This is a genomic window from Stenotrophomonas nitritireducens, from assembly GCF_001431425.1.
Lineage (GTDB): Bacteria > Pseudomonadota > Gammaproteobacteria > Xanthomonadales > Xanthomonadaceae > Stenotrophomonas > Stenotrophomonas nitritireducens.
The window spans coordinates 1-23121 of sequence record NZ_LDJG01000006.1 but is presented as its reverse complement, the minus strand read 5'-3'; the positions used below and the strand labels follow the sequence as shown (position 1 = coordinate 23121).

Below are 23121 nucleotides of genomic sequence, written 5' to 3'. Positions count from 1 at the left end.
AGCGATGCTGCACTGCCGCCGGGATTTGCGGCGCCACGCAGTGCGCTGTAGGGATTGGCTGGCAAGGCTACGGCGGGGCGATGCCCCGCTCTACCGGTGGGATGCCAGAAAGGGCGGGGGCCGCGCCCCCGCATCACGGATACAGCAGATAGCGCGCGCGCACCGCCTCGAAGCGGCGCAACTCCGGTTGCCAGCGCTGCTGCATCGCATCGAGCGTGTCGCCGCGCTCGATCGCCTGGCGCAGCCAGGCATTGCCGGCCAGCTTGTCGAAGAAGCCAGGCGTGGCACCCGGCGCATCGGACTGGAAGCGGAACGCATCCGGATACAGGTCATGCAGCGTCTTGACCACCGCCAGCCCCGTGCGGAACGGCAGGAAGGCTTCGCGGTCGGTGACATGGACCTGCACGCCGCCGCAGGCCTTGCCTTCGTGCTTGGAGAAACTGGGAGTGAACGCTGTCGGCCGGAAGCGCACGCCCGGCAGGTCGAGCGCGTTGAGCGCATCGGCCAATCGCCGCGCATCGACGAAGGGCGCACCGAGGGTCTCGAACGGCCGCGTGGTGCCGCGTCCCTCGGAAATATTGGTGCCTTCCAGCAGCGCAGTGCCCAGGTAGACCAGCGCGGTGTCGCGCGTGGGCATGTTCGGCGACGGCGGCACCCACGGCATCGCCCCGCCCGGCTCGGCGTCGCCGCGCTGCCAGCCGCGCATCGGTACCACGCTCAGTTCGGCGCCGATGCCGAACTCGCCGTTGAACAGGCGCGCCAGCTCGCCGATGGTCATGCCGTGGCGCACCGGAATCGGGAACATGCCGATGAACGAGGACTGCGCCGGTTCCAGCACCGGGCCCTCCACCTTGAGTCCGCCGACCGGATTGGGGCGGTCCAGCACCCATACCGGGATGCCGTCGCGCCGGGCTGCGCGCAGCACGTTGGCCAGCGTGTAGGGATAGGTGTAGAAGCGCGCGCCGACATCCTGGATGTCGAACAGCAGCAGGTCGATGCCGCGCAGCATCTCCGGCGTCGGTTCGCGGTGCTCGCCGTAGAGACTGTGCACCGGCAGTCCGGTAGCCGCATCGCGCGAGGAATCCACGTGCCCGCCGGCCTGCACGTCGCCGCGCACGCCATGCTCGGGGCCGAACAGCGCCACCAGCTGGATATCCCGGCGTGCGGCCAGCAGGTCGATGTCGCTGCGCAGCGCGCGGTCCACGCCGGTCATGTTGGTGACCAGGCCGATGCGCTTGCCCTTGAGCTCGCTGGCGTGCTCGTTCAACAGCACTTCGATGCCGGGCTCGGGACCCGCGCCGCGTACTTCGACGGCACGCGCTGGCATCGCCGATGCCAGCAACAGGCCGCACAGGAAAAGGTTTCTCATGTATCCATGCATGCGCGTATCCGCAGTGTGGGAGGCGATGGGCAACGATAGCCGATCATCGGATAATCCGGCCTCTGGCCTTCGCCCAATCGGAACCCGTGATGCGTCGATTCGTGTGGCTGTCCTTCTGCCTGCTGGCATTCTGCAACCAGGCCCACGCCGGCGAAAACGCCATCGTCCCGTCGCTGATCCCGCAACCGGCCACGATGCAGGTCGATGCGGACGCGGCCGCCCTCCATGTGGATGCCCGCACTCCGCTGCACGCCGCCGGCGATGCAGCGAAGCGCGTGGCAGGCCAGTTGAACGCCTTCCTCACCAAGGCCGGACGCACGCCATTGCCCATCGCTGTACGCAGCAAAGGCGCGCATGGCATCCAGCTCGATATCGACGCGGACAGCGGCATTCCCGCCGAAGGCTACGCGCTCACCGTCAACGCGGACGGCATCGCGATCCGCGCCAGCGACGAAGCCGGCCTGTTCCATGGCGCGGTGACCCTGTGGCAGCTGCTCACCCAGGGCGAAGGCCCGCGCGTGACGCTGCCGGCGATGCGCATCGAGGACGCGCCGCGCTTTCCCTGGCGCGGCTACATGCTCGACTCGGCGCGGCATTTCCAGACGCCGGCGCAGGTGAAGCAGCTGCTCGACACCATGGCGCTGCACAAGCTCAACACGTTCCACTGGCATCTGACCGACGACCAGGGCTGGCGCATCGAGATCAAGCGTTACCCGCGGTTGACGCAGATCGGCGGCTGCCGCATCCCCGCCGGCGATGCCGGCATCGATCCGGCCAGCGGCAGGTCCGCGCCGTACTGCGGCTGGTATTCGCAGGACGACATCCGCGACATCGTCGCCCACGCCACCGCGCTGCACATCACCGTGGTGCCGGAAATCGACATGCCCGGCCACGCCACCGCCGCCATCGCCGCCTATCCGGCGCTGGGCACCGAAGGCCGGCAGATTCCGGTCTCGGCACACCGCGGCATCCACGCCAACCTGTTCAACGTCGACGACGCCACGTTCGACTTCCTCGATGGCGTGTTCGCCGAAGTCGCGCAGCTGTTCCCCGGCCCCTACATCCACGTTGGCGGCGACGAGGCCATCAAGACGCAGTGGCAGGCATCGCCGCGGGTGCAGGCCAGGATGCGCGAGCTCGGGCTGGCCGACGAGGCCGCGCTGCAGAGCTGGTTCATCCACCGGCTGGAAACCCTCGTGCATGCGCACGACAAACGCCTGATCGGCTGGGACGAGATCCTCGACGGCGGGCTGGCGCCCGATGCCACGGTGATGTCCTGGCGCGGCATCGACGGCGGCATCGCCGCGGCGCGCCAGGGCCACGACGTGGTGATGTCGCCCAATGCCGACCTGTACCTGGACTACCTGCAGACCGACTCGCCGGACGAGCCCGGCGGCCGTCCGCGGCCGAAGCTGATTCCGATGGAGAAGTTCTACCGCTTCGAGCCGGTGCCCGAGGCGCTGGACGCGGCCCAGCGCCGCCACATCCTCGGCCTGCAGGCGAACATGTGGACCACCGACGACGTGCGTTTTTCCGCGGTCGAGCACAACACCTTCCCGCGCCTGCTGGCGGTGGCCGAGACCGGCTGGACGCCGCAGGCCAGCAAGGACTACGCCAGCTTCCTGCAACGCCTGCCGGCCTGGAACCGGCGCTACGAGGCGCTGCGCGTCGGTCATGCGCGCACGCCGTTCCGCGTGCTGCTGGAAGACGCACCCGCCGGCAACGACAAGGCGACGCTGCGCCTTTCCAATCCGCTCGGCTACCCGGTGCGCTACACCCTCGATGGCAGCGAACCGACGGCGCGCTCGCCGCTCTATGCCGCGCCCATCGAAGCCACGCTGCCGGTGCAGCTGCGCACCGCCGCCTTCGCCGGCGGCACCGCGCTGCAACCCGCGGACCGCTTCGACGTGACCGCGACCAGCCTGCGCAGCCGCGGCAACGCGCAACTGCAGCCGTGCATCGCCGAAGGCCCGGTCCTGCGCATGCAGGACGACACGGCGCAGGCCGACGGCCTGCGCGCCCTGTTCAACGTTGCCTTCATGCAACCGTGCTGGCGCTGGGAACAGGCGCCCATGGCCGGCGCCGGCAGCATCGAAGTGCGCGCCGGCCGCCTGCCCTACATCATCGACCAGAGCGAGGAGGAGAACGCGCGCCGCCGCTTCCTGCCGGCGCGCAGCGCGCACGGCGAACTCGACATCCGCGCCGGCTCCTGCGACGGCGAGATCATCGCCACCGCGCCGCTGCCGGCACGCCCCGACGCCGACGGCTTCGTCACCCTGCGCGCACCGCTGCTGCGCCACTCGGATGCCACCGAAGCGCTGTGCATCCGCTTCAGCGGTGACTTCCGCCCCGACATGTGGGTGGTGAAGCAGGTGACGCTGCAACCGTAGAGCGGGGCACCGCCCCGCTGAAGCGTCACCGGCCAAGCCAGCCGGGCGCTGCCCGACGCTACAGAGCCACAGCCCCATCACCTTGTAGAGCGAGGCAACGCCCCGCTGAAGCGTCACCGGCCAAGCCAGCCGGGCGCTGCCCGGCGCTACAGAGCCACAGCCCAATCACCTTGTAGAGGGAGCAACGCCCCGCTGAAGCGTCACCGGCCAAGCCAGCCGGGCGCTGCCCGGCGCTACAGAGCCACAGCCCCATCACCTTGTAGAGCAGGGCAACGCCCCGCTGAAGCATCACCGGCCAAACCAGCCGGGCGCTGCCCGGCGCTACAGAGCCACAGCCCCATCACCTTGTAGAGCGGGGCAACGCCCCGCTGAAGCGTCACCGGCCAAGCCCGCCGGGCGCTGCCCGCCGCTACAGAGCCACAGCCCCATTGCCTTGTAGAGCGGGGCAACGCCCCGCTGGGGCATCACCGGCCAAGCCAGCCGGGCGCTGCCCGGCGCTACGGAGCCACACCCCCATCGCCCTGTAGAGCGGGGCAACGCCCCGCTGAAGCATCACCGGCCAAGCCCGCCGCTACAGAGCCACAGCCCCATCACCTTGTAGAGCGGGGCAACGCCCCGCTGGGGCATCACCGGCCAAGCCCCGCCCGGCGCTACAGGGCGCCGCGTACCGGATGTGCGGGCTGCAGCCGCAGCAGCAGATCGCGCAGCGGGGTGAACGCCGTCGCCAGGCCCACGGCCACGCCGACGGTGTTGGCCAGCGCGTCGAACGGATCGGCACTGCGGGTGTCGGTCAAGGCGCCCTGCGCGAATTCGATGCACACGCCCATCGCCACCAGCCCCAGGCCGACGGCCGGCAGCGCGCGGCCGCGGCGGAACAGCTGCACCGCACTGGCCGACAGCAGGAAGTAGGCGATGAAGTGCTCGGCCTTGTCGCCATTCTCCGGCAGCGGCGGCAATGGTGGCGGCGGGATCAGGCACACCACGATCACGCCCAGTACCGCCAGCGCCCACAGGCCGATCCAGAACGGCAGGTGGCGCAGTGGCTTGAACAGCGGGCAGCTCACAGGCGCCAGGTTAGGTCGCCCATCGCGAATGCCGCCGATAGGTCCACGTCGCGGCTGAAGCCCATCACCTGGAAGCGCTCGCCCATCTCGGTGGGCAGGGTCAGGCGCTTCAACTGTTCGCGCAGGCGCACACGCCCGATTTCATCGGTATTCGCGTCCCCTGCCTCCAGCAGGCCGGTGATGCCATTGCAGAACAGGAAGCCGGCCTGGTGGCAGTAGCCGGCCAGGTCGAAGCCGGCGCCGGTGCCGGCCTCGGCCAGTGCGGTGAAGTCCACCGAGGCGGTGATGTCCTGCAGGCCAGGCCACAGATGGACATCGTTGTGCACGCGGTGGCGATAGAACGCGCGCAGGGTGCCGTCGCGGCGGTCGTCCTGGTAGAACTCGGCGCGGGAGTAGCCGTAATCGACGAACAGCATCGCGCCGCGGCGCAGGCCGCCAGCCACCGCCTGGATCCAGTACGGCAGCTGCGGCAGCAGTTCGGAGCGGTAGCCATCGCTGAAAGGACGTTCCAGGTAGCGCTCCACGTGACGCACCGCCGCCGACAACAGCATGTCCGCCGGCTGCGCGCCGCGCACGAAGCGGCCCTGCCCGTCGAGTTCGACGGTTTCCTCGTAGATTTCCCCTTCGCTGGCGAGGAAGCGCGGCGTGGGCAGCGCGTCGATCACCTCGTTGGCGAACAGCACGCCATCCCATTCGTCATCGAACGGGCGGTCCAGCCATTCCACACGGGCGAACAGCGCCGGGTCGAGCGCGTCCTGCAGGCGCTGGCGCTGGCGCTGGCGCAGGTCGGCGCTGGGCTCGAGGATGGCGTATCGCGCCGGCAATGCGTCCAGCTCGGCAAGGCGCCCGAGCGCAGCCTCGGCGAACGCACCGCTGCCGCCGCCCAGTTCCAGCACGCGCGCCTGCGGCCCGATCTCGCGCAGTACGGGCGCCAGCGCGTTGGCGGTGGCCGCGGCGAACAGCGTGCCCATTTCAGGTGCGGTGACGAAGTCGCCGGCGGCGCCGAACTTGCTGGCGCCGGCGCTGTAATACCCCCAGCCCGGCGCATACAGCACCAGTTCCATGAACCGCGAGAACGGCATCGCGCCGCCCTGGGCGAGGATCTCCGCGCGCAGGTGCGCGGCCAGCTGCTCGCTGTGGGCCAGCGCGTCGGATTCGGGCAGGGGCAGGTCGGAATGCATGGGACGGCGGTTTGCGGGGACAATGCACAGGATAGCCGAGCGAGGAAAACGCAGATGACGGATCCGCAACGGGTGGCCCTGGTGACTGGCAGCGCGCGCCGCATCGGTGCGGTCATCGCCCGCCACCTGCACGGCCATGGCTACCGGCTGGCCCTGCATGCGCACCAGTCGGGCGAGGAATTGCAGGCGCTGGCCTTCGACCTGGAAAGCGAGCGCCCCGGCAGCGTGCTGGCGGTACAGGCCGACCTGCGCGACGCGCAGGCGCTGGCGGAGCTGGTCGAGGAGGTGGTGGCGCATTTCGGCCGGCTCGACGCGCTGGTCAACAATGCTTCCAATTTCTTCCCCACGCCGTTCGGGCAGGTGCAGGTGGAACAGTGGGACGAGCTGTTCGCGGTCAACGCACGCGCGCCGTTCTTCCTGGCCCAGGCCGCCGCCCCGCACCTGCGCCGGCAGCGCGGCGCCATCGTCAACCTGACCGACCTGCACGCGACCCAGCCGCTGCGCGATCACCCGGCCTATTCGGCGGCGAAGGCCGCGCTGGAGATGACCACCCGCTCGCTGGCGCTGGAACTGGCGCCGCACGTGCGGGTGAACGCCGTGGCACCCGGCGCGATCCTGTGGCCGGAACAGGGCAAGAGCGAGGCGGCCAAGCAGGCGCTGATGGAGCGCACGCCGATGGCGCGCACCGGCACGCCGCACGAGATCGCCGCAGCGGTGCGCTGGCTGCTCGACGACGCCGGCTACATCACCGGGCAGACGCTGCGGCTGGACGGTGGGCGCACGCTGACCTGAACGTTGGCCGCCGGCGTCGTGCCGATGTCCGGCCGGGTTTTACCGGGAAGGCCCCAGCGGGGCTGTGCCCCGCTCTACCGGGAAATCGACTGCTGCGGCGTTGTAGCGCCGGGCAACGCCCGGCCGGGCTTCACCGGAGGGCTCCAGCGGGGCTCTGCCCCGCTCTACACGAAGGCGGTCGCGCCGCCGCCTTGGCGGCGGGTCAGTCCGCCAGTTCGACGGTATCGAATGCGTCGCCGTGCTGCGGATGCGCCTGCCACATCTGCCGCAGGCTCAGGCCGCGGACCGGGTCGATGAAATCCGGCGCGATGTCGGCCAACGGCTTGAGCACGAAGGCGTGCTTCAGTTCGGGCCGAGGAATGCGCAGGTGGCCGGGGCCTTCCACCACCAGGTCGCCGTAGTACACGACGTCGATGTCCAGGGTACGGTCGCTGAAACGCGGCCCGCTGCGGTCGCGCCCGTGCGCGTCCTCGACCGCGTGCAGCCAGTCGTCCAGTTCCGCCAGCGGCAGGCCGGTATCCAGCATCACCGCGTTGTTGAGGAAATCCGGGCCGTCGAAGCCCACCGCCGGCGTGCGGTAGGCCGGGGAAACGGCGATCCGGCCGAAGCGCTCGCGCAATACCCGTACCGCCGCCTGCAGATGGTGTTGCGGGTGCAGGTTGCTGCCCAGGCTCAGTAGCACGGTCGTCATCGGCTTCGGCTTGTCGCGGCGGCTCGCCGCGTCGGATTGGGGACGCACATGATAGGGCTTCGGGCCAGGAACCAGTGGAGAGAAACCAGCAACCAGGCAGGGCGGAAGCAGGAACGCGAACTCGCGGCTGTTGCCTGCGCTGCTCGTTCGCGGCTTCCCTACGCGGGCTCCTGGCGTCTCACCCCGTGCCCAGCGCGTCGGCCACGGCGCGGAACACACGCTGCATTTCCAGCGGGCGCGGCAGCACGTGCACGCTGATCCCCGATGGCGCCAGGCCATCGGCAAACGCCTCGTCGCCGTTCTCCTCCAGCACGATGGCCGGACCGCGGTAACCCATGTCCTGCATCTCGGTCAGCAGCTGCCCGGCGGACAACAGCGGGATGCCGCTGTCCACCAGCACCACGTCCGGCATCCCCGCTTCCTGCAGGTGGCGCATCGCCGCGGCGCCATCGGCCGCCAGCCGCAGGCGGTAGCCCTGGCTGGCCAGCGCGTTGCCCAGCAGCGACAGGCGCGTGGCCTCGTCGTCCACCACCAGTATCCGCCGGCCCCGGCCGGCCGGCGTCGCCGGCATCGCACCGTCCTTGCGCTCTCCCGCCGCGGCATGCAGCGGCAGCAGCAGGTCGAAGCGCGTGCCCTCGCCCGGCCGGCTGGAAACCGCGATGCTTCCGTCCAGGCTTTCCACGATGCGCTTGCACGACACCAGCCCCAGCCCGGTCCCGCCGGCCTTGGTGGTGAAGAACGGGCTGAACAGCCGTTTCACGGTCGCCTCGTCCATGCCGACGCCTTCATCCTGCACACGGATGCGCAGGCGCTCGCCATCGGCGCCGGCAGCGCGCTCGGCCAGCAGGCTCAGGCGCCCGCCATCGGGCATGGCCTGGATCGCGTTCAACGCCAGGTTGAGCAGTACCTGCTGCAGTTCGGTGTAGTTGCCTTCCACCGCCATGCGGTCGTCGCGCACCTCCAGGTGCAGGTCGACGTTGCCCGGCAGGCTGCTCTTGAGCAGCATTCCCACCGCCTGGAACAGGCGCTGCAGGACGATGCGCTCGCTGGGCAGGCGCGAGCCGCGCACGAAGGACAGCATCGACTCGACCATTTCGTGGCCGCGCCGCCCGCATTCGGCGATCACGTCGGCCAGCCGCACCACCTTTGGGTCGTCGCTGCGGTCGCGGATCAGGTCCGGCACGATCAGCAGCGGCTGCAGGATGTTGCGCAGGTCGTGGCTGAGGCCCGCGGCCAGCAGGGCCAGGCTTTCCAGCCGCTGCGCGCGCATCAGCTCGTCCTCGACCCGCAGCCGCTCCATCTCGCGCCGCGCCTCGCGGATGGCGCGCGCCACCGCCGAGGGCAGGCGCGCCGGCTGGTGCTTGATGATGTAGTCGTTGGCGCCCTCGTGCAGCGCCTGCACCGCGGTCTCCTCGCCCATCGTCCCGGAGACGAAGATGAAGGGCACCTGCGGGTGCAGTTCGCGCAGGATGCGCAACGCCTGGTAGCCGGAGAAGCCCGGCATGCTCAGGTCGGAAAGCACGATGTCCGGCGTCCACCGCGCCAGCAGCGCGCGCATCTCCGCCTCGCTGTCGAGCCGTTCGAAGCTGCCTTCCAGCCCGGCCTCGAGCATCTGGTCGCACAGCAGTTCCGCGTCCTCGGCCGAGTCCTCGACCAGCAGGATGCGCAGCGGACCCAACGGTGTCCCTTTGTTGGGCATGGCGGCTTACTCCAGCTCCGGGGCCTGGTTGATGACCGCCCAGAAGGTGCCAAGCGTCTTGACCGCGTTGAAGAACTGGTCGACGTCCACCGGCTTGACCACGTAGGCGTTGACGCCCAGGTCCCAGCTGCGCGCCAGGTCGCTCTCTTCGCGCGAGGAGGACAGGATCACCACCGGCAGGCGCTTGAGCTCGTCTTCGGCGCGGATACGCTGCAGCACTTCCAGCCCGTCCATGCGCGGCATCTTGATGTCCAGCAGCAGCACCGCCGGCAGGCCTTCTTCGCGGTTGGCGTAGACGCCGCGGCGCATCAGGAAATCCAGCGCTTCCACGCCGTCCTCCACGTGCACGATGGGATTGGCCAGGCGCGCGTCGCGCAGCGCGTCGATCGCCATTTCGGCGTCGGCGGGGCTGTCTTCGGCGATGAGGATGGTACGGAGCGGACTCATGCGGGTGGACCTCAGCTGTGCGCGTCGGGCGCAGGGGGTGGAAGGATGAAATGGAAGGTGGCGCCCTGGTCGACCTGGGCCTCGGCCCAGATGCGGCCGCCATGGCGGGTGAGCACGCGGCGCACGCTGGCCAAGCCAATGCCCGTGCCCGGATAGTCGCTGGCCTTGTGCAGCCGCTGGAACACGCCGAACAATTTGCCGGCGTACTGCATGTCGAAGCCGGTGCCGTTGTCGCGCACGCTGAACTGCTGGCTGCCGTCGGGCAGCTGCTGCGCGGACACGTCGATGACGGCATGTTCGCGCCCGGCGGTGTACTTCACCGCGTTGCCGAGCAGGTTCAGCCACACCTGGCGCATCATGTTCTCGTCGGCCACCAGCACCGGCAGCGGGCCGACGTTCCAGTGGACGTCACGCACCGCGGCGTCCGCGCCGGTCTCGGCGCGCAGGTTGGAATCCAGCAGCGCGCGGGTGTCGGCGACCAGCGACTGCATGTCAACCGCCTGCAGGCGCATCGCGCCGCGGCCCAGGCGCGAATAGACCAGCAGGTCGTCGATCAGCGCGGCCATGCGCCGCGCCGAGTCGCCGATCACCTGCAGGTAGTGGCGCGATTTCTCGTCCGCGCCCTCGCCCAGGTGCCGCGCCAGCTTGTCGGAGAACCCGGCCACGTGGCGCAGCGGAGCGCGCAGGTCGTGCGAGACCGAATAGCTGAACGCCTCCAGCTCGCGGTTCACCTCGGCCATCTGTTCGACCTTACCTTCCAGCTGCCGGTTCAGTTCCTCCACGCGCAGCTGCACGGCGCGCTGCAGGGTGACGTCGCTGACCGTCATCAACACCACTTCGTCGTCGCTGTCGGGCAGCGGCATGCGCCGGGCATTGACCAGCATGATGCGCACCAGGCCGTCGACGCTGCGCTGTTCATGCTCGTAGTCCCACAGCTCGCGGCCGCGCAGCAGCACGTCGGCCAGGCGCTGGCGGACGATGTCGTCAGCCCAGGCGCCGTCGCCGATGGACTGCAGCGGCTGGCCGTTGGCATCGTCGTCCTCCACGCCATAGAGCTCGGCGAAGGCGGCGTTGTGCAGGACGATGCGCTGCTCGCCATCGAGCAGCACGATCGGCTCGCGCACGGTCTGCAGCACCGAACTGGCGCGGGCGCTGGCCTGCAGCATGCGTTGTTCCGCGCGCGTGCGGCGGCCGATCTGCCGCTTCAGCAGCCACAGCACCAGGCCCAGCAGCAGCAGCTGCGCCGCCAGCGTGCTCCAGGTCACGATCGTCGACAGGCGCTGCTGCTTGTGCGCGGCGGCGATGCGCCGGGCCAGCAGCTCGTCCTCGTGCTTCTGCAGCTCGATCGCGATCTCGCGCACCGGATAGCTGAACGTCATCTCCTCGATCAGCTCGCGCTGGCGCAGCGATTCCGGAGTGACCGCGATCTCCTTGGCCAGCGCCATGCGCCGCTCCAGCATGGAACTGACGCGCCCGATCCGCACCAGCTGCTCGGGACTGTCGCTGACCAGCCCGGACAGTTCATGGAGCGTGTCGGCGACATGGTCGGCGCGCCGCAGGCGTTGCCGCAGCGCGTCCGATTCCACTCCCTTGGACAGGGTCAGCGCGGCCGACTCCACGTCGCGGATGTCGGCCTGCAGGATGTACAGCCGCGCGCTCACCGCCTGGGTATGCGCCACCCAGTTGGCGGCATTGACGCTGTCGCGCGAAATCTGCAGCAGCAGCAGCGAAGGCACCACGACGATCAGCAGCGCGGCCAGTCCCAGGCCGGCGAAACGCCAGCGGTCCCAGCCCTCGTCGGTGAATCGATAGGCCATCCTCATTCCTTGCCTGGGGCCGGCCCGAAGACCGGGATGAACGTAAACAGGTTCCCGGCGACACATGGCCGTCCGCGTGCATCGCCGCGGGCGCGGTTCCCCCGGGTCCGGAGCCGGCCGGGTGCATGCGAACCGGCGCGCAAGCATTGCATGATTCGCCAGCGGAGTGAACGCGGCAGCACGGCTGCGGCCGTCACGGATGCGGCGCGATCGCGCCGGTCTGCAGCGCCTGCGCGTCCACGCCGCGCACGCCCTTGACCCGGCCCGCCAGTTCCACGACCTGGTCGTACGTGATCCGGCTGTCGACCGCCCCTTCCAGGGTGACGATGCCCTCCGTGGTGCTTACGCGCACGTCGGCGTTGCCGTCGCGCTGCAGCGGCACCAGCGCCGCGCGGATCCGCGTGGTGATCCACGCATCGCCCATCTGCCCCGGGACCGGCGCCTGCGGCGGCGCGGGCGGCTCCTGCGCCTGCAGCGGCGACGCGGCCGACAGGCCCCACAGCCATCCGCCGCAAAGCACCCATGATCGCGCGGCCTTCATCGCCCGGCTCCGGCGGCCGTCATTCGCCATCGTTGGCCGCCTTCACCGCATGTCCGCCGAAGCCGCTGCGCATCTGCGCCAGCATCCGGTCGGCGAAGGAATTGGATTCGCGCGAGCGCAGGCGCTCGAGCAGCGACAGCGTGATCACCGGTGCCGGCACATCCAGCTCGATCGCCTCGCTGACCGTCCAGCGGCCCTCGCCGGAATCCTGCACGTAGGGCGCGATGCCTTCCAGCTGCGGATTGCGCCGCAGCGCGTCGGCACCGAGGTCGAGCAGCCACGAGCGCACCACGCTGCCGTGGCGCCATACCTCGGCCACCTGCGCCAGGTCCAGCGCGAACTCCTGCTTCTTCTGCATCAGCGCGAAGCCTTCGGCGTAGGCCTGCATCATTCCGTACTCGATGCCGTTGTGGACCATCTTGCAGAAATGCCCGGCACCGGTCGGCCCGACGTGCGCCCAGCCGCGATCCGCGGCAGGCGCCAGCGCCTCCAGCGCCGGCCGCAGCCGCGCCATCGCCTCCTCCTCGCCGCCCAGCATCAGGCAATAACCTTCCTGCAGGCCCCAGACGCCGCCACTGGTTCCGCAGTCGATGAACGCCACCTGCGCCTGCCGGCAGCGCTGGGCGCGCCGCAGCGAATCGCGGTACCAGGAGTTGCCGCCGTCCACGACCAGGTCGCCGGGCGACAACAGCGGCAGCAGCTGTTCCAGCAGCGGATCGACCGCGCCGGCCGGCACCATCAGCCACAGCGTGCGCGGTGCGGGCAACGCCTGCACCAGCGCTTCCAGCGTCGCCGCCGTGGCCACGCCGGTGGCGGCCAGCCGCTCGCGCGCTTCCTGCCCGGGGTCGAAGCCGGTCACGGCGATGCCGCCAAGGTGCAGGCGCTGCGCCATGTTGGCGCCCATGCGCCCCAGCCCGATCATGCCCAGTTCCATGTTCCACCTCGTTGGTCGATGTAAGCGGTTCGCGCCGCGCAGTCGCGCAGCTGCGCCTGCAGCCAGCGCCGGAACAGCGTGGTGTGCAGATTGTGCAGGGCCAGGTCGATGCTGTACGGCGTGCGCGGGTTGCGGTCGAGCAGGCGCGCGACGTGGTAGCCCAGCGGCCTGACGCCCTTGGGATGCACGTAGAGCATCATGCCGCGATAGACCGGGTCGGCGAGCAGCGCATCCATCTGCGCCAGCAGCGGCCGCTGCGCTTCGGGCAGGGCGTCGCGCAGCGCCGGATCGCGCTCGTGCAGCAGCCGCTCGAAGTAACGCCCGTGGTGGACCGGCATCTGCCGCGACAGTTCCCACAGGCGCCGGTTGAGAGCGTCGTAATGGGCGAGGCCGCCGTGCCGCGCCAGCGCCTCGGCGGCCTCCGCGCTCACGTCGACGATGACGAAGTTCTCGGCCTGGTTGTTGATGTCGTCCAGATGCCGCTTGTCGAATACATGCTCGATGAAACCGGGCACGCCCATGAAGGCCTGCCGTCCCAGGCGCGAGGTGCGCACCGCCTTGCCATCGGCGAAGAATTCGCCCGCGTTCGCGCCAAGCAGGATGCTGGGCGTGCCGTGCAGGGTGAGGAAGGTGCCGATCGACAGTTCGCCCGGCGCGAACTCCCGGTCGAAGCCGGCGTCGCCGTACAGCTCGCGCTGCGTCGCCAGCTGCGCGACCTGGCGGCCGACGCCGCACTCCGAACGCACCTGACCGCTGTAGAACGCTTCCAGCGCGACGGCATTGGAGGCGACCGGCGCGTAACCGCGACCGAAACTGCGGAAGCGCTGCCAGCCCTGCGCGCGCGCACCGCGCGGGCCGAAGCCGATCCAGCCCAGCTGCAACGCGGAGAAGCGGTAGCCACGGTTGTCCTGCAGGCGCGCGACGGCACGGCGGGTCGCCTCGCCCAACTGGAACGCATAGGCGCACAGGGTCGCCGGATCATCGAGCAGGTCGCGATAGACGCGCTCGCGCTGGGCGTTGTCGTAGCTGCGTGGCAGCAGCGCACGCAGATCGCCCCGCTGCCGGGCAGCGTCCAGCGACGCGCGGCGGCAGGGTTCGCCGCCATGGATCACCGGCGCGGCAATCCCGGCGTCATGCAGCTGCCAGCCCAGCCGCTGCAACAAGGGCAGCATGCATGCCGCGCTGTCCGCCGCCGGTGCCGGCGGCGCAACGCCCAGCAGCGCGAACGCGCACCCCGTCAGCCAGGCCGGGACACGGCAGGCGCGCGTCACCGCGCGGCATCTCCGGGCGCTGCCGCCGACGGGGCCAGGTACTGCCGCAGGCGCTCGAAGAAATTCCGGTAGAACACCGGGTCCTGCACCGTGCTGCTGGCCACCCGCACCAGCGAATCGTCATTGCTGCCGAACGGCAGCGACACCGAGCCCAGCGCGCCGACACCGACGCTGGCCGAGGTCGGCGACTTCTTCAGCGCATAGCGGTCCTGCACCGCGCTGGCGAACACCTGCGCGCCGCTGTTGCCATGCGCCGCGCAGGAGACGCGCAGCACCAGCTGCTCGTGCAGTTCTTCCTTCGGCTGGAAATTCTTGTTGGCCTCGACGCTGTCCGCGCCGGCGCGGGTGATCGCATAGCCCTGCCCCAGCAGCGCGCGGCGTGCGGCCTCGCAGGCCTGTGCCGGGGTAGCGTCGACATCGCGCGTATAGGTGTCGCCGGAATCGAACGACTCGCGCACCAGGGGATTGTCGGCGGCGCGGCCGCCGCAGCCGGCCACGAGGGCGCAGGCCAGGGCCAGCGATACACGGTAAGCATGCCTGTACATGGCACCTCCACGATCGGCAAGGCAGACAGCATAACGCCGCCAACGTGGAGCCACGCTGACGGCGCCATGCCCTGCAGGAACGCCGTTCCACCGGCGCCCGGAACCCGTTCTCAATCAGCCCAGCGACCAGGACCGGTGGACTGCGGCAGCACCTGCGCCGACAGCGGGCGGTCCTTCTCCAGCAGGTTCACCGCGTCGGACAGGATCGAGGCCGATTCCTTGAGCAGCGGATCGGGGCGCTTCTCGGCGGCCTTCTCGCGCGCGGCATCCTTGACGATGTCGCGCTCGCTGCCGGTCAGGCCGTCGTCGTTGCCGTCGTCGGCCAGCGGGTCCAGCGGCAGGCCCAGTTCCTTGCGGATTTCCTGGCGTTGCTTGCGCTGCATGTCCTGCTTGTCGCGTTCGGCGCGGCGCTCTGCCTCGTTGAGCGAGACGTACTTCTTCGCCGCTTCCGTACGGAACTGCTGCACATCCTCCTCCCACCACTTGAACTCGCGGTCGCTCTGGATGCGCGCGGCATGCCGCGTCTCCAGCCGGGGCAGGATCGGCGCGAAATTGCCGTACTGGGTGTGCGGCACCGCGGCGATGCGTGTCCACGGCAGCGCGTTGTCGTAGGTGCTCTCGCCGAATTCGCTGGCATCCACGCTGGCCGGGAACGCCAGGTCGGGCACCACGCCCTTGTGCTGGGTGGACGAGCCGCTGACGCGGAAGAACTGGGCGATGGTCAGCTTGACCTGGCCGAAGCGTTCCTTCTCGCTGGCCGGCCAGCGGTCCAGCGGCACCACGTTCTGCACGGTGCCCTTGCCGAAGGTGGTCTCGCCGATCACCAGGCCGCGGCCATAGTCCTGGATGGCGCCGGCGAAGATCTCCGAGGCCGAGGCCGAGCCGCGGTTGATCAGCACCGCCAGCGGGCCGTCCCAGGCCACCGCCGGATTGCGGTCGCTGTTGACGGTGACGCGGCCGCCGGATTCGCGCACCTGCACCACGGGGCCCTGCTCGATGAACAGGCCGGTCAGTTCGATCGCCTCGTCCAGCGAACCGCCGCCGTTGTTGCGCAGGTCCAGCACCACGCCGTCGAGCTTGTCGGCCTTGAACCCGGCCAGCAGGCGCGACACGTCGCGGGTGGCCGAGGCGTAGTCGGCGGCGTTGCGGCGGCGGCCCTCGAAATCCTGGTAGAAGGTCGGCAGCTTGACGATGCCGATGCGGCGCTCGGGTTCGCCGCCGGCGCCCGGGATGGTCATGGTCTCGCCCTTGGCGGCCTGCTCGGCCAGGCGCACCTTCTGCCGGGTCAGGGTCACCATGCGGTGCTTGCCGTCCACGCCTTCGGCGGCCGGGATGAATTCCAGCCGCACCTGGGTGTCCTTGGCGCCGCGGATCTTGGCCACCACGTCGTCGATGCGCCAGCCGATCACGTCCTCGACCTGGCCGGACCGGCCCTGGCCCACGCCGACGATGCGGTCGCCCGGCTTGAGCGTGCCGTCCACCGAGGCCGGACCGCCGGCGATGATCTCGCGGATCACCACGACGTCATCCTGGCGCTGCAGCTGCGCGCCGATGCCCTCCAGCGACAGCGACATGGCCTGGTTGAAGTTCTCGGCCGTGCGCGGGGTGAAGTAATCGGTGTGCGGATCGACCGCACGGGTATAGGCGTTCATGAAGAACGAGAACACGTCCTCGCCCTTCACTTCGTTGACCGACTTGAGCAGGGTGGCGTAGCGCTTGTCCAGGGTCTTGCGGATGTCCGCCGCCGGCTTGCCGGCCAGCCGCAGCCGCAGCCAGTCGTTCTTCACCGACTTGCGCCACAGCTCGTCCAGTTCGGCGCCGGTCGCCCACGGCACGTCCTTGCGGTCGTAGTCGAAGCGCTCGCTGGTGGTGAAGTCCGGCTCCTGCTTCAGCAGGCGCCGCGCATAGCCCACGCGCTCGGCCACGCGCTGGCGGTAGACAGCGAACACCTGGAAGGCCGGGTCCAGCTCGCCGGTGCGGATCGCCGTGCCGGTCCGCTCGGCCAGCGGCGCGAAGCGGTCCACGTCCTCGCGGGTGAAGAACTGCTTGCCGCTGTCCAGCGACTCCAGGTAGCGCTTGAACACGTCCTGCGAGGTCGCCGCGTCCAGCGGGCGCGGGCGGTAGGCGTAGCGGCTGTCGGACAGCAGTCCGTAGACGAGCTTGGAGGTGGTCGCCTGGTCGACCGTCGCGGTGGACGGCAGCGCGGTGGTGTCGGCGCGCGCCAGCAGCGCGGCCGGCGCGGTCAGCGCGAAAGCCAGCAGGAAAGCGGGAACTCGGTAGTTCATCAAAGTACTCGTGGCACCAGGCGATGGAGTGAGACTGCGGATGGCTTGGACAACGGGACAGTGCCGGAAGTTGCGGTACTTGTCATCCGCATGTCCTGCAGGCTAAAGCGGCGGCGGTAGCGGGATGTGAATGCCACCCAAGCGGCACCGTCGCCGATGGCGACCTGCCATCGGCCGGGAATTCCGCATAGCGGAATCCGGCGCTCCAGATATTCATGCAGATGCGGGCCGCGGCCTGCACTAGCGTGCCGCCTCTCGAGGAAAGCCCCATGACCAGGAGGCGCGCCGAGGGCGCGTCGTGCGGGCAGTGCGGGACGCGACCGCGCCGCCACGCAGCCACTGCTGCCGCGCGCCTCTCCGGCGTCCGCCAGAGGCCGCGAACCGCAGGGCCGCAGCGCGCAGCGATGGGGTCGCCTCAACCGATCCCGGCGCCGGCGGCCTGCCGGTCGGCGTGGTAGGACGAGCGCACCATCGGGCCGGATGCCACGTGGTGGAAGCCCAGTTCGTAGCCGTAGTCCTCCAGCGCCTTGTATTCCTCCGGCGTCCAGTAGCGCAGCACCGGGTGGTGGTGCGGCGTGGGCTGCAGGTACTGGCCGATGGTGACCATTTCCACGTCGTGCGCGCGCAGGTCGCGCAGGGTGGCCTGCACCTGTTCCAGGGTCTCGCCGAGGCCGAGCATGATGCCGCTCTTGGTCGGGATCGCCGGGTGCTGCGCCTTGAATTTCTGCAGCAGGGTCAGCGACCACTGGTAGTCCGCGCCCGGGCGCACGTTGCGGTACAGGTCCGGCACGGTCTCGATGTTGTGGTTGAACACATCCGGCGGGCTGACCGCGAGGATTTCCAGCGCGCGCTCCATGCGGCCCTTGCCGCGGAAATCCGGGGTCAGGATCTCGATGCGGGTGCCGGGGCTGAACTCGCGGATGGCGCTGATGCAGTCGACGAAATGGCCGGCGCCGCCGTCGCGCAGGTCGTCGCGGTCGACGCTGGTGACCACCACGTACTTCAGGCCCATGTCCTTGACCGTCTGCGCCAGGTGCAGCGGTTCGGCGGCGTCCGGCAGCTTGGGCCGGCCGTGGGCGACGTCGCAGAACGAGCAGCGGCGGGTGCAGACCTCGCCCAGGATCATGAATGTCGCGGTGCCATGGCCGAAGCATTCATGGATGTTCGGGCAGCTGGCTTCCTCGCATACCGTCACCAGGCGGTTCTCGCGCAGTTTGGCCTTGAGCTGCTGCACCGCATTGCCGGAGGGGATGCGTACGCGGATCCACGACGGCTTGCGCAGCACCGGCGCGTCGGCGAACTGCACCGGCGAGCGGTTGATCTTGTCGCCACCGAGCTGTTTGGCGCCGGCCTGCAGCGGCGCGGACGGGGTGTCGCCCTGCAGGACCTGCAGGGGAATGGAGCGGCTGGTGGATTCGGTCATGGCGTTCCGGCGGCGTCAGGGCCGCATGGTCAGGTCGGGCAATCCGGGATCGTCGCGCAGGTCCAGGCCGAACTGCCGGGCCAGGTGGGACAGCAGCACCGGCTTGACCGCCTCGATGCCCGAAGGACCGCCCAAGTCTAGCACCGAGGTCACCTGCATCCCGGCATAACCGCAGGGATTGATGCGGTGGAACGGCTCCAGGTCGAGGCCGACGTTGAAGGCCAGCCCGTGGAAACTGCAGCCGCGGCGCACGCGGATGCCGAGCGCGGCGATCTTGGCGCCGCCGACATAGACGCCCGGCGCGCCCTCCAGGCGCTCGGCGACGATGTTCCATTCGTCCAGCGTGTCGATGATGGCCTGCTCGATGCGGCATACATAGTCGCGCACGCCGATGCCGAGCCGGCGCAGCTCCAGCAGCGGGTAGACCACGATCTGGCCGGGGCCGTGATAGGTCACCTGGCCGCCGCGATCCACGTGCAGCACGGGGATGTCGCCCGGCGCCAGCACGTGCTCGTCCTTGCCGGCCTGGCCCAGGGTGAACACCGGATCGTGCTCGACCACCCACACTTCGTCGGTGGTGGCCTCGTCGCGGGCGTCGGTGAAGCGCTGCATCGCGTGCCAGACCGGCTCGTAGGCCTGGCGGCCGAGGTCGCGCAGCGTCGCCGGGCGGGCCTTGGCACGCACGGCGTCGGCAGGGCAGGCGCCTACAGCGTCCACTTCACTTCCGGATGGTTGCGCAGGGCTTCATGCGCAGCGTCGTACTGCTCGCGGCTGTCGGCCTTGAAGGCGATGCGCACGGACACGTACTTGCCGTTGGACGAATGCTTCCAGCTGATGCGCTCGTTGAGCACATCCACGCCAGCCTGCAGCAGCAGCCGCGGCAGCTCGTTTTCCAGCCCGATATTGGCCGCGCCCATGGCGCTCAACTCGAAGGTGCCGGGGAACTGGAAGCCGTGTTCGGGGTTGTCGGACTTGATTTCCATGCCCGCCATTATCGGGGCGGGAGCCGTCAAACCCAAGGTCCGGAACGGCAGAAGGGCCGCTGCGGGCGGCCCTTCCACGGAAAGCTGCGTTGCCGGCGCCGGATCCGTGCCGGCCAACCCGGCCGGCACCTGCACCTGGCGTACCGGCCATGGCCGGCACGACGCTCTTACTTGGACAGCTCCAGCAGGGTGGAGGAGACCCAGCCCTTGTTGCCCAGTTCGTCCTCGACCTCCCACATCACGCCCTCCTTGTTGCCGGTCGGGTACAGCATCATGCCCGGGTCCAGCGAACGCACCGGCGCACCGGTGCCCTTGGCGTTGGCCAGCAGGCGACCGGCACGGGTCACCGTCACCGCCTGCTGGGCATTGGCCGCCGAGGCGTTCTCCGGCAGGCCGCCGAGCTGGGCGACGATGTCGGTATAAGCCTGCAGGTAGGCCATGGTGATGACCTGGCCGATCTCGGTATTGGCATAGCCGCCCACGCCGGCGGCGCCGAAGCCGCTGCCGCCGAACAGGCCGCCGCTGGCGCCGAAGCCGACGTCGCTCTTGCGCGCCGAGCCTTCAGAGATCGCGACCTGCTCGGAGGAGCGCACGTCGGTCACGGTCAGCACCACGTCGGCGGTCTTGCTGCGGAAGTTCAGGCCACCGACGATCGCGCCGGCCTTGCCGCCGATCAGGCCGCCCAGCAGGCCGCCGATGGCGTTGCCGCCGGCATTGCTGTTCTGCGAGACCAGGTCCGGGATCATCACGTAGTCGGCGGCCTTGATCTGGCCCTTGCCGACGTTGGAACGGCCGCGCAGGTCGCCGCTGGCGGCCAGTTCACGCTCGAACTGCCCGGCGGCCATGCCGGCACCGCGGTCCACCAGGGTGAAGCAGCGCGAGCGGTTGACGAACACCTTGATCAGCCGCGACGGCGCCGGCAGCTGCTGGCCGGTCCACCAGTTGGTGGCATCTTCCGGCTCGATGACCGAGATGGTGCCGATCGGACGCTGGCACACCGGGATCTGGGCGGTAGCCTGCTTGCGCTGTTCCTGCGCCTGGGTACCGGTGTTCTTGAACGAGGCCTGCGCCGGCTGGCTGGAAAGGACCGCGGCAACGCCGACGGTCAGCGCGGCCGCGATCAACGGCGAAAAGACAGTACGCATAGGTTGTGTATTCCCCATTAACCTGCGCCGCTCGGGGGCGCGTTCCTTTGGTCTGAAAACCCGGCGACAGGGTCCTGGTCCTTGCAGGCAGCCAGTCTGGCAAGCGCGGAGTGGTCGGCGGCGATGCTACCGCAGGGCCATGACGGTTTCCAACCCGCGCCCGTCACGGTTTCCGGCGCGGCCCGCGATGCTGCAACGATGTGATCCGCCGGCCCGCGCTGCGCCGGAGCAGGCCCCGCCGTTAAGCTGCGCGCACCCCCACGACCCGGATCCGAGTGGATGGACATCCGCCCCTGGCTGCCCCTGGCGCTGGCACTGACGCTCACCGGCACCCCCGCGCAGGCCGCGGCCAGGCAGCCGGACACCTGCGGCGGCAGCGCACTGCGCGACCATCCGCCCGCGGTCAATTTCCGCGTGGACAACGACCTGTTCGGCGGCCATCACCAGGACCAGGGCTATACCAACGGCGCGATGCTGACCTTCGTCTCGCCCAACCTGGTCGACTACACCGACGACCCCTGCCTGCCGGCGCCGGCGCGCTGGATCAACCGCCACCTGGAACGGCTGCAGCCGGGCGGATTCGACCAGCAGAACATGATCTTCAGCGTCGGCCAGGGCTTGTTCACGCCGACCGACAGCACCCGTGCCGACCTGGTCGAGGACGACCGCCCCTACGCCGGCGTGCTGCTGGCCAACTTCGGCTACAACGCGCGCATCGGCGACCGCCTGCGCACCACCCAGCTGGCGGTGGGGATGGTCGGCCCGTCCGCGCAGGGAAAGCAGGTGCAGGACGCCGTGCACAGCGTGCTGCACGACGAGAAGTTCAGGGGCTGGAAGAACCAGCTGCACGACGAGCCGGTATTCCGCCTGTTGCAGGAACGCATGCGGCGCTGGCCGGCGAACAATGCGGCAGGCTGGGGCTGGGACGCCATCAGCCACTGGGGCGGAGCGGTCGGCAATCTGGCGACCTACGCAAATGGCGGCGGCGAAGTCCGCTTCGGCTGGCAGCTGCCGGACGACTTCGGCAGCTCGCCGATGCGCCCGGCCGGCGAGAACACCGCACCGACCCGCGGCGCCCGTCTCCCAGGCTGGTCCGGACACCTGTTCGCGACCACCGACGCACGCTGGGTGCTGCGCGACATCACCCTGGACGGCAATACCTTCCGCCGCGGCCACAGCGTGGACAAGCGCGCGCTCGTCGGCGACATCGGCTACGGCGTGGCGCTGATGCGCGGCAAGTGGAAATTCGCGCTGGCCCGCTACCACCGCAGCCGCGAGTTCGAGGGACAGAAGGAGCGGCCGGTGTTCGGCAGCTTCACCATCAGCCGCACGCTGTGACCGGCGAGGCCCGTCGCGACTTTCTCGGCGCCGTCGCGGTTACCGGACGGCGGACGGCACTGCCATGAAAAAAGCCGGCTTGCGCCGGCTTTTTTCATCTATCGGGTCAGGACTTCCACCACATCATGAAGGCGTCCCACAGGCGCTTGAAGAAGCCGCCCTCCTCCACTGCCTGCACCGCCACCAGCGGCGCCTCGGCAATGATCTTGCCGTCCAGCGCCACCTTGACCGTGCCGATCTGCTGGCCGGCGGCGATCGGTGCGATGAGCTGCTTGGGCACGTCCATGCTGGGCTTGAGATCGGCATAGCGGCCGCGCGGCACGCTGACCAGCATCGGCTGCGCCACGCCCAGCTGCACCTCGTTGGCGGCACCCTTCCACACATGCTGCGTGGTCACGGCCTTGCCGACCTCATAGAGACGGTGCGTCTCGAAGAAACGGAAGCCCCAGTTCAACAGCGCCAGGCTGTCGTTGGCGCGCTGCTTCTCCGAGGCCCCACCCATCAGCACCGCGATCAGGCGCTGGTCGCCGCGCTGGGCCGAACTCAGCAGGCAGTACCCGGCCGCCGACGTATGCCCGGTCTTGATGCCGTCCACGCTCGGGTCCCGCCACAGCAGCAGGTTGCGGTTGGGCTGGGTGATGTTGCCTACGGTGAATTCCTTGATCTTGTTGTAGGCATAGGTTTCCGGGTAATCGCGCACGAATGCCCGGCCCAGCAGCGCCAGGTCGTAGGCGCTGGACTGGTGGCCGTCGGCGGTCAGGCCGTGCGCGTTGACGAAGTGCGAGTCCTTCATGCCGATCCTGGCGGCATAGCTGTTCATCAGCTCGGCGAACACTTCCTGGCTGCCGGCGGCGTGCTCGGCCAGGGCGATGGCGGCATCGTTGCCCGACTGGATCGCCATGCCCTTTTCCATGTCTTCCAGGCGCGCGGTCTGGTTGACCGGGAACCCGCTGTAGCTGCCGTCGGTACCGGCGCCGCCCTCGCGCCAGGCGCGCTCGCTCATCATCACCTGGTCGTCGGGCTTGATCTTGCCGTTCTTGGTCTCGGCGGCCAGCACGTAGGAAGTCATCACCTTGGTGATGCTGGCCGGCGGCAGCGGCATGTGGATGTTCTCGCCGGCCAGCACCTGTCCGGAGGCGTAGTCCATCAACACCCACGCGCTGGACGTGGACGGCGCCGGCGCCGTCCACGTCC

At 69.6% G+C, this 23121-nt stretch carries 20 protein-coding genes; 3 read left to right on the top strand and 17 right to left on the bottom strand.

Translation table 11 applies throughout. From position 1 onward, the window contains the following. Positions 1-133: 133 nt before the first annotated feature. Positions 134-1369 carry an exo-beta-N-acetylmuramidase NamZ family protein gene (locus tag ABB22_RS05010; protein ID WP_055772270.1) on the bottom strand — a complete coding sequence of 412 codons (1236 nt, stop codon included), beginning with the start codon at positions 1367-1369 and terminating at the stop codon, positions 134-136. A 101-nt stretch (positions 1370-1470) separates the two neighbouring features. Between ABB22_RS05010 and ABB22_RS05005 the strand changes: the two genes are divergently transcribed. After that, positions 1471-3771: a beta-N-acetylhexosaminidase gene (locus ABB22_RS05005; protein ID WP_055772273.1), complete on the top strand. Its 2301-nt coding sequence runs from the start codon at positions 1471-1473 to the stop codon at positions 3769-3771. A 650-nt stretch (positions 3772-4421) separates the two neighbouring features. Here the strand turns inward: ABB22_RS05005 and ABB22_RS05000 are convergent. Together ABB22_RS05000 and ABB22_RS04995 are read right to left on the bottom strand one after the other, a co-directional pair. Then, on the bottom strand, positions 4422-4835 hold the full coding sequence (locus ABB22_RS05000; protein ID WP_152984043.1) for a VanZ family protein: 414 nt from the start codon (positions 4833-4835) through the stop codon (positions 4422-4424). Continuing rightward, positions 4832-6016: a class I SAM-dependent methyltransferase gene (locus ABB22_RS04995; RefSeq protein ID WP_055772279.1), complete on the bottom strand. Its 1185-nt coding sequence runs from the start codon at positions 6014-6016 to the stop codon at positions 4832-4834. Before ABB22_RS04995 ends, ABB22_RS05000 begins: the two co-directional genes overlap by 4 nt. Positions 6017-6070: 54 nt before the next feature. Between ABB22_RS04995 and ABB22_RS04990 the strand changes: the two genes are divergently transcribed. Continuing rightward, on the top strand, positions 6071-6808 hold the full coding sequence (locus ABB22_RS04990) for a pteridine reductase (RefSeq protein WP_055772281.1): 738 nt from the start codon (positions 6071-6073) through the stop codon (positions 6806-6808). A gap of 202 nt (positions 6809-7010) precedes the next feature. Here the strand turns inward: ABB22_RS04990 and folK are convergent, their stop codons facing one another. From folK to ABB22_RS04925, 13 genes are all read right to left on the bottom strand, one after another. Then, a complete protein-coding gene (folK, locus tag ABB22_RS04985; RefSeq protein ID WP_055772284.1) occupies positions 7011-7499 on the bottom strand; it encodes a 2-amino-4-hydroxy-6-hydroxymethyldihydropteridine diphosphokinase in 489 nt (162 codons plus the stop codon). A gap of 178 nt (positions 7500-7677) precedes the next feature. After that, a complete protein-coding gene (locus ABB22_RS04980; RefSeq protein WP_055772287.1) occupies positions 7678-9198 on the bottom strand; it encodes an ATP-binding response regulator in 1521 nt (506 codons plus the stop codon). Between the two features lie 6 nt (positions 9199-9204). Continuing rightward, positions 9205-9645 carry a response regulator gene (locus ABB22_RS04975; RefSeq protein ID WP_055772291.1) on the bottom strand — a complete coding sequence of 147 codons (441 nt, stop codon included), beginning with the start codon at positions 9643-9645 and terminating at the stop codon, positions 9205-9207. An 11-nt stretch (positions 9646-9656) separates the two neighbouring features. After that, complete coding sequence (locus tag ABB22_RS04970; RefSeq protein WP_055772294.1) at positions 9657-11462, bottom strand: sensor histidine kinase; 1806 nt, start codon at positions 11460-11462, stop codon at positions 9657-9659. A gap of 193 nt (positions 11463-11655) precedes the next feature. Further along, the gene (locus tag ABB22_RS04965; RefSeq protein ID WP_055772299.1) at positions 11656-12003 is read right to left on the bottom strand and encodes a BON domain-containing protein; all 348 of its coding nucleotides are present in this window, start codon (positions 12001-12003) and stop codon (positions 11656-11658) included. Between the two features lie 19 nt (positions 12004-12022). Then, positions 12023-12937, bottom strand: coding sequence for a phosphogluconate dehydrogenase (NAD(+)-dependent, decarboxylating) (gene gnd, locus ABB22_RS04960; protein WP_055772302.1), 915 nt, complete (start codon positions 12935-12937; stop codon positions 12023-12025). Next, positions 12922-14109, bottom strand: coding sequence for a hypothetical protein (locus ABB22_RS04955; RefSeq protein WP_055772648.1), 1188 nt, complete (start codon positions 14107-14109; stop codon positions 12922-12924). The genes gnd and ABB22_RS04955 overlap by 16 nt, the downstream gene beginning before the upstream one ends. Before the next feature lie 95 nt (positions 14110-14204). After that, positions 14205-14753, bottom strand: a complete 549-nt coding sequence (locus ABB22_RS04950) for a DUF2242 domain-containing protein (RefSeq protein WP_055772305.1) — start codon at positions 14751-14753, stop codon at positions 14205-14207. A gap of 110 nt (positions 14754-14863) precedes the next feature. Further along, positions 14864-17038: a carboxy terminal-processing peptidase gene (locus ABB22_RS04945; protein ID WP_055772308.1), complete on the bottom strand. Its 2175-nt coding sequence runs from the start codon at positions 17036-17038 to the stop codon at positions 14864-14866. 415 nt (positions 17039-17453) lie between these two features. Further along, on the bottom strand, positions 17454-18461 hold the full coding sequence (gene lipA / locus ABB22_RS04940) for a lipoyl synthase (RefSeq protein ID WP_057505071.1): 1008 nt from the start codon (positions 18459-18461) through the stop codon (positions 17454-17456). Positions 18462-18476: 15 nt separating this feature from the next. After that, positions 18477-19178, bottom strand: coding sequence for a lipoyl(octanoyl) transferase LipB (gene lipB, locus ABB22_RS04935; protein ID WP_055772314.1), 702 nt, complete (start codon positions 19176-19178; stop codon positions 18477-18479). After that, positions 19166-19444: a YbeD family protein gene (locus tag ABB22_RS04930; protein WP_055772652.1), complete on the bottom strand. Its 279-nt coding sequence runs from the start codon at positions 19442-19444 to the stop codon at positions 19166-19168. Before ABB22_RS04930 ends, lipB begins: the two co-directional genes overlap by 13 nt. A 167-nt stretch (positions 19445-19611) precedes the next feature. Then, complete coding sequence (locus tag ABB22_RS04925) at positions 19612-20589, bottom strand: CsgG/HfaB family protein (RefSeq protein WP_055772317.1); 978 nt, start codon at positions 20587-20589, stop codon at positions 19612-19614. Positions 20590-20868: 279 nt separating this feature from the next. On the opposite strand from ABB22_RS04925, the gene ABB22_RS04920 reads away from it, so the two are divergent. Further along, positions 20869-21927 (top strand): lipid A deacylase LpxR family protein, encoded by a 1059-nt coding sequence (locus ABB22_RS04920; protein WP_057505070.1) that lies wholly within the window; start codon positions 20869-20871, stop codon positions 21925-21927. Between the two features lie 106 nt (positions 21928-22033). Here ABB22_RS04920 and ABB22_RS04915 read toward each other — a convergent pair. Further along, positions 22034-23121 (bottom strand): D-alanyl-D-alanine carboxypeptidase family protein (locus tag ABB22_RS04915; RefSeq protein ID WP_057505069.1); only part of this gene is annotated, 1088 nt, incomplete at its 5' end.

Bases quoted from the DNA above. Each gene is read 5' to 3' on its own strand.
- ABB22_RS05010 (WP_055772270.1), bottom strand. From the start codon at position 1,369: ATGAGAAACCTTTTCCTGTGCGGCCTGTTGCTGGCATCGGCGATGCCA.
- ABB22_RS05005 (WP_055772273.1), top strand. From the start codon at position 1,471: ATGCGTCGATTCGTGTGGCTGTCCTTCTGCCTGCTGGCATTCTGCAAC.
- ABB22_RS04995 (WP_055772279.1), bottom strand. From the start codon at position 6,016: ATGCATTCCGACCTGCCCCTGCCCGAATCCGACGCGCTGGCCCACAGC.
- ABB22_RS04990 (WP_055772281.1), top strand. From the start codon at position 6,071: ATGACGGATCCGCAACGGGTGGCCCTGGTGACTGGCAGCGCGCGCCGC.
- folK (WP_055772284.1), bottom strand. From the start codon at position 7,499: ATGACGACCGTGCTACTGAGCCTGGGCAGCAACCTGCACCCGCAACAC.
- ABB22_RS04980 (WP_055772287.1), bottom strand. From the start codon at position 9,198: ATGCCCAACAAAGGGACACCGTTGGGTCCGCTGCGCATCCTGCTGGTC.
- ABB22_RS04975 (WP_055772291.1), bottom strand. From the start codon at position 9,645: ATGAGTCCGCTCCGTACCATCCTCATCGCCGAAGACAGCCCCGCCGAC.
- ABB22_RS04970 (WP_055772294.1), bottom strand. From the start codon at position 11,462: ATGGCCTATCGATTCACCGACGAGGGCTGGGACCGCTGGCGTTTCGCC.
- ABB22_RS04965 (WP_055772299.1), bottom strand. From the start codon at position 12,003: ATGAAGGCCGCGCGATCATGGGTGCTTTGCGGCGGATGGCTGTGGGGC.
- gnd (WP_055772302.1), bottom strand. From the start codon at position 12,937: ATGGAACTGGGCATGATCGGGCTGGGGCGCATGGGCGCCAACATGGCG.
- ABB22_RS04955 (WP_055772648.1), bottom strand. From the start codon at position 14,109: ATGCTGCCCTTGTTGCAGCGGCTGGGCTGGCAGCTGCATGACGCCGGG.
- ABB22_RS04950 (WP_055772305.1), bottom strand. From the start codon at position 14,753: ATGTACAGGCATGCTTACCGTGTATCGCTGGCCCTGGCCTGCGCCCTC.
- ABB22_RS04945 (WP_055772308.1), bottom strand. From the start codon at position 17,038: ATGAACTACCGAGTTCCCGCTTTCCTGCTGGCTTTCGCGCTGACCGCG.
- lipA (WP_057505071.1), bottom strand. From the start codon at position 18,461: ATGACCGAATCCACCAGCCGCTCCATTCCCCTGCAGGTCCTGCAGGGC.
- ABB22_RS04930 (WP_055772652.1), bottom strand. From the start codon at position 19,444: ATGGAAATCAAGTCCGACAACCCCGAACACGGCTTCCAGTTCCCCGGC.
- ABB22_RS04925 (WP_055772317.1), bottom strand. From the start codon at position 20,589: ATGCGTACTGTCTTTTCGCCGTTGATCGCGGCCGCGCTGACCGTCGGC.
- ABB22_RS04920 (WP_057505070.1), top strand. From the start codon at position 20,869: ATGGACATCCGCCCCTGGCTGCCCCTGGCGCTGGCACTGACGCTCACC.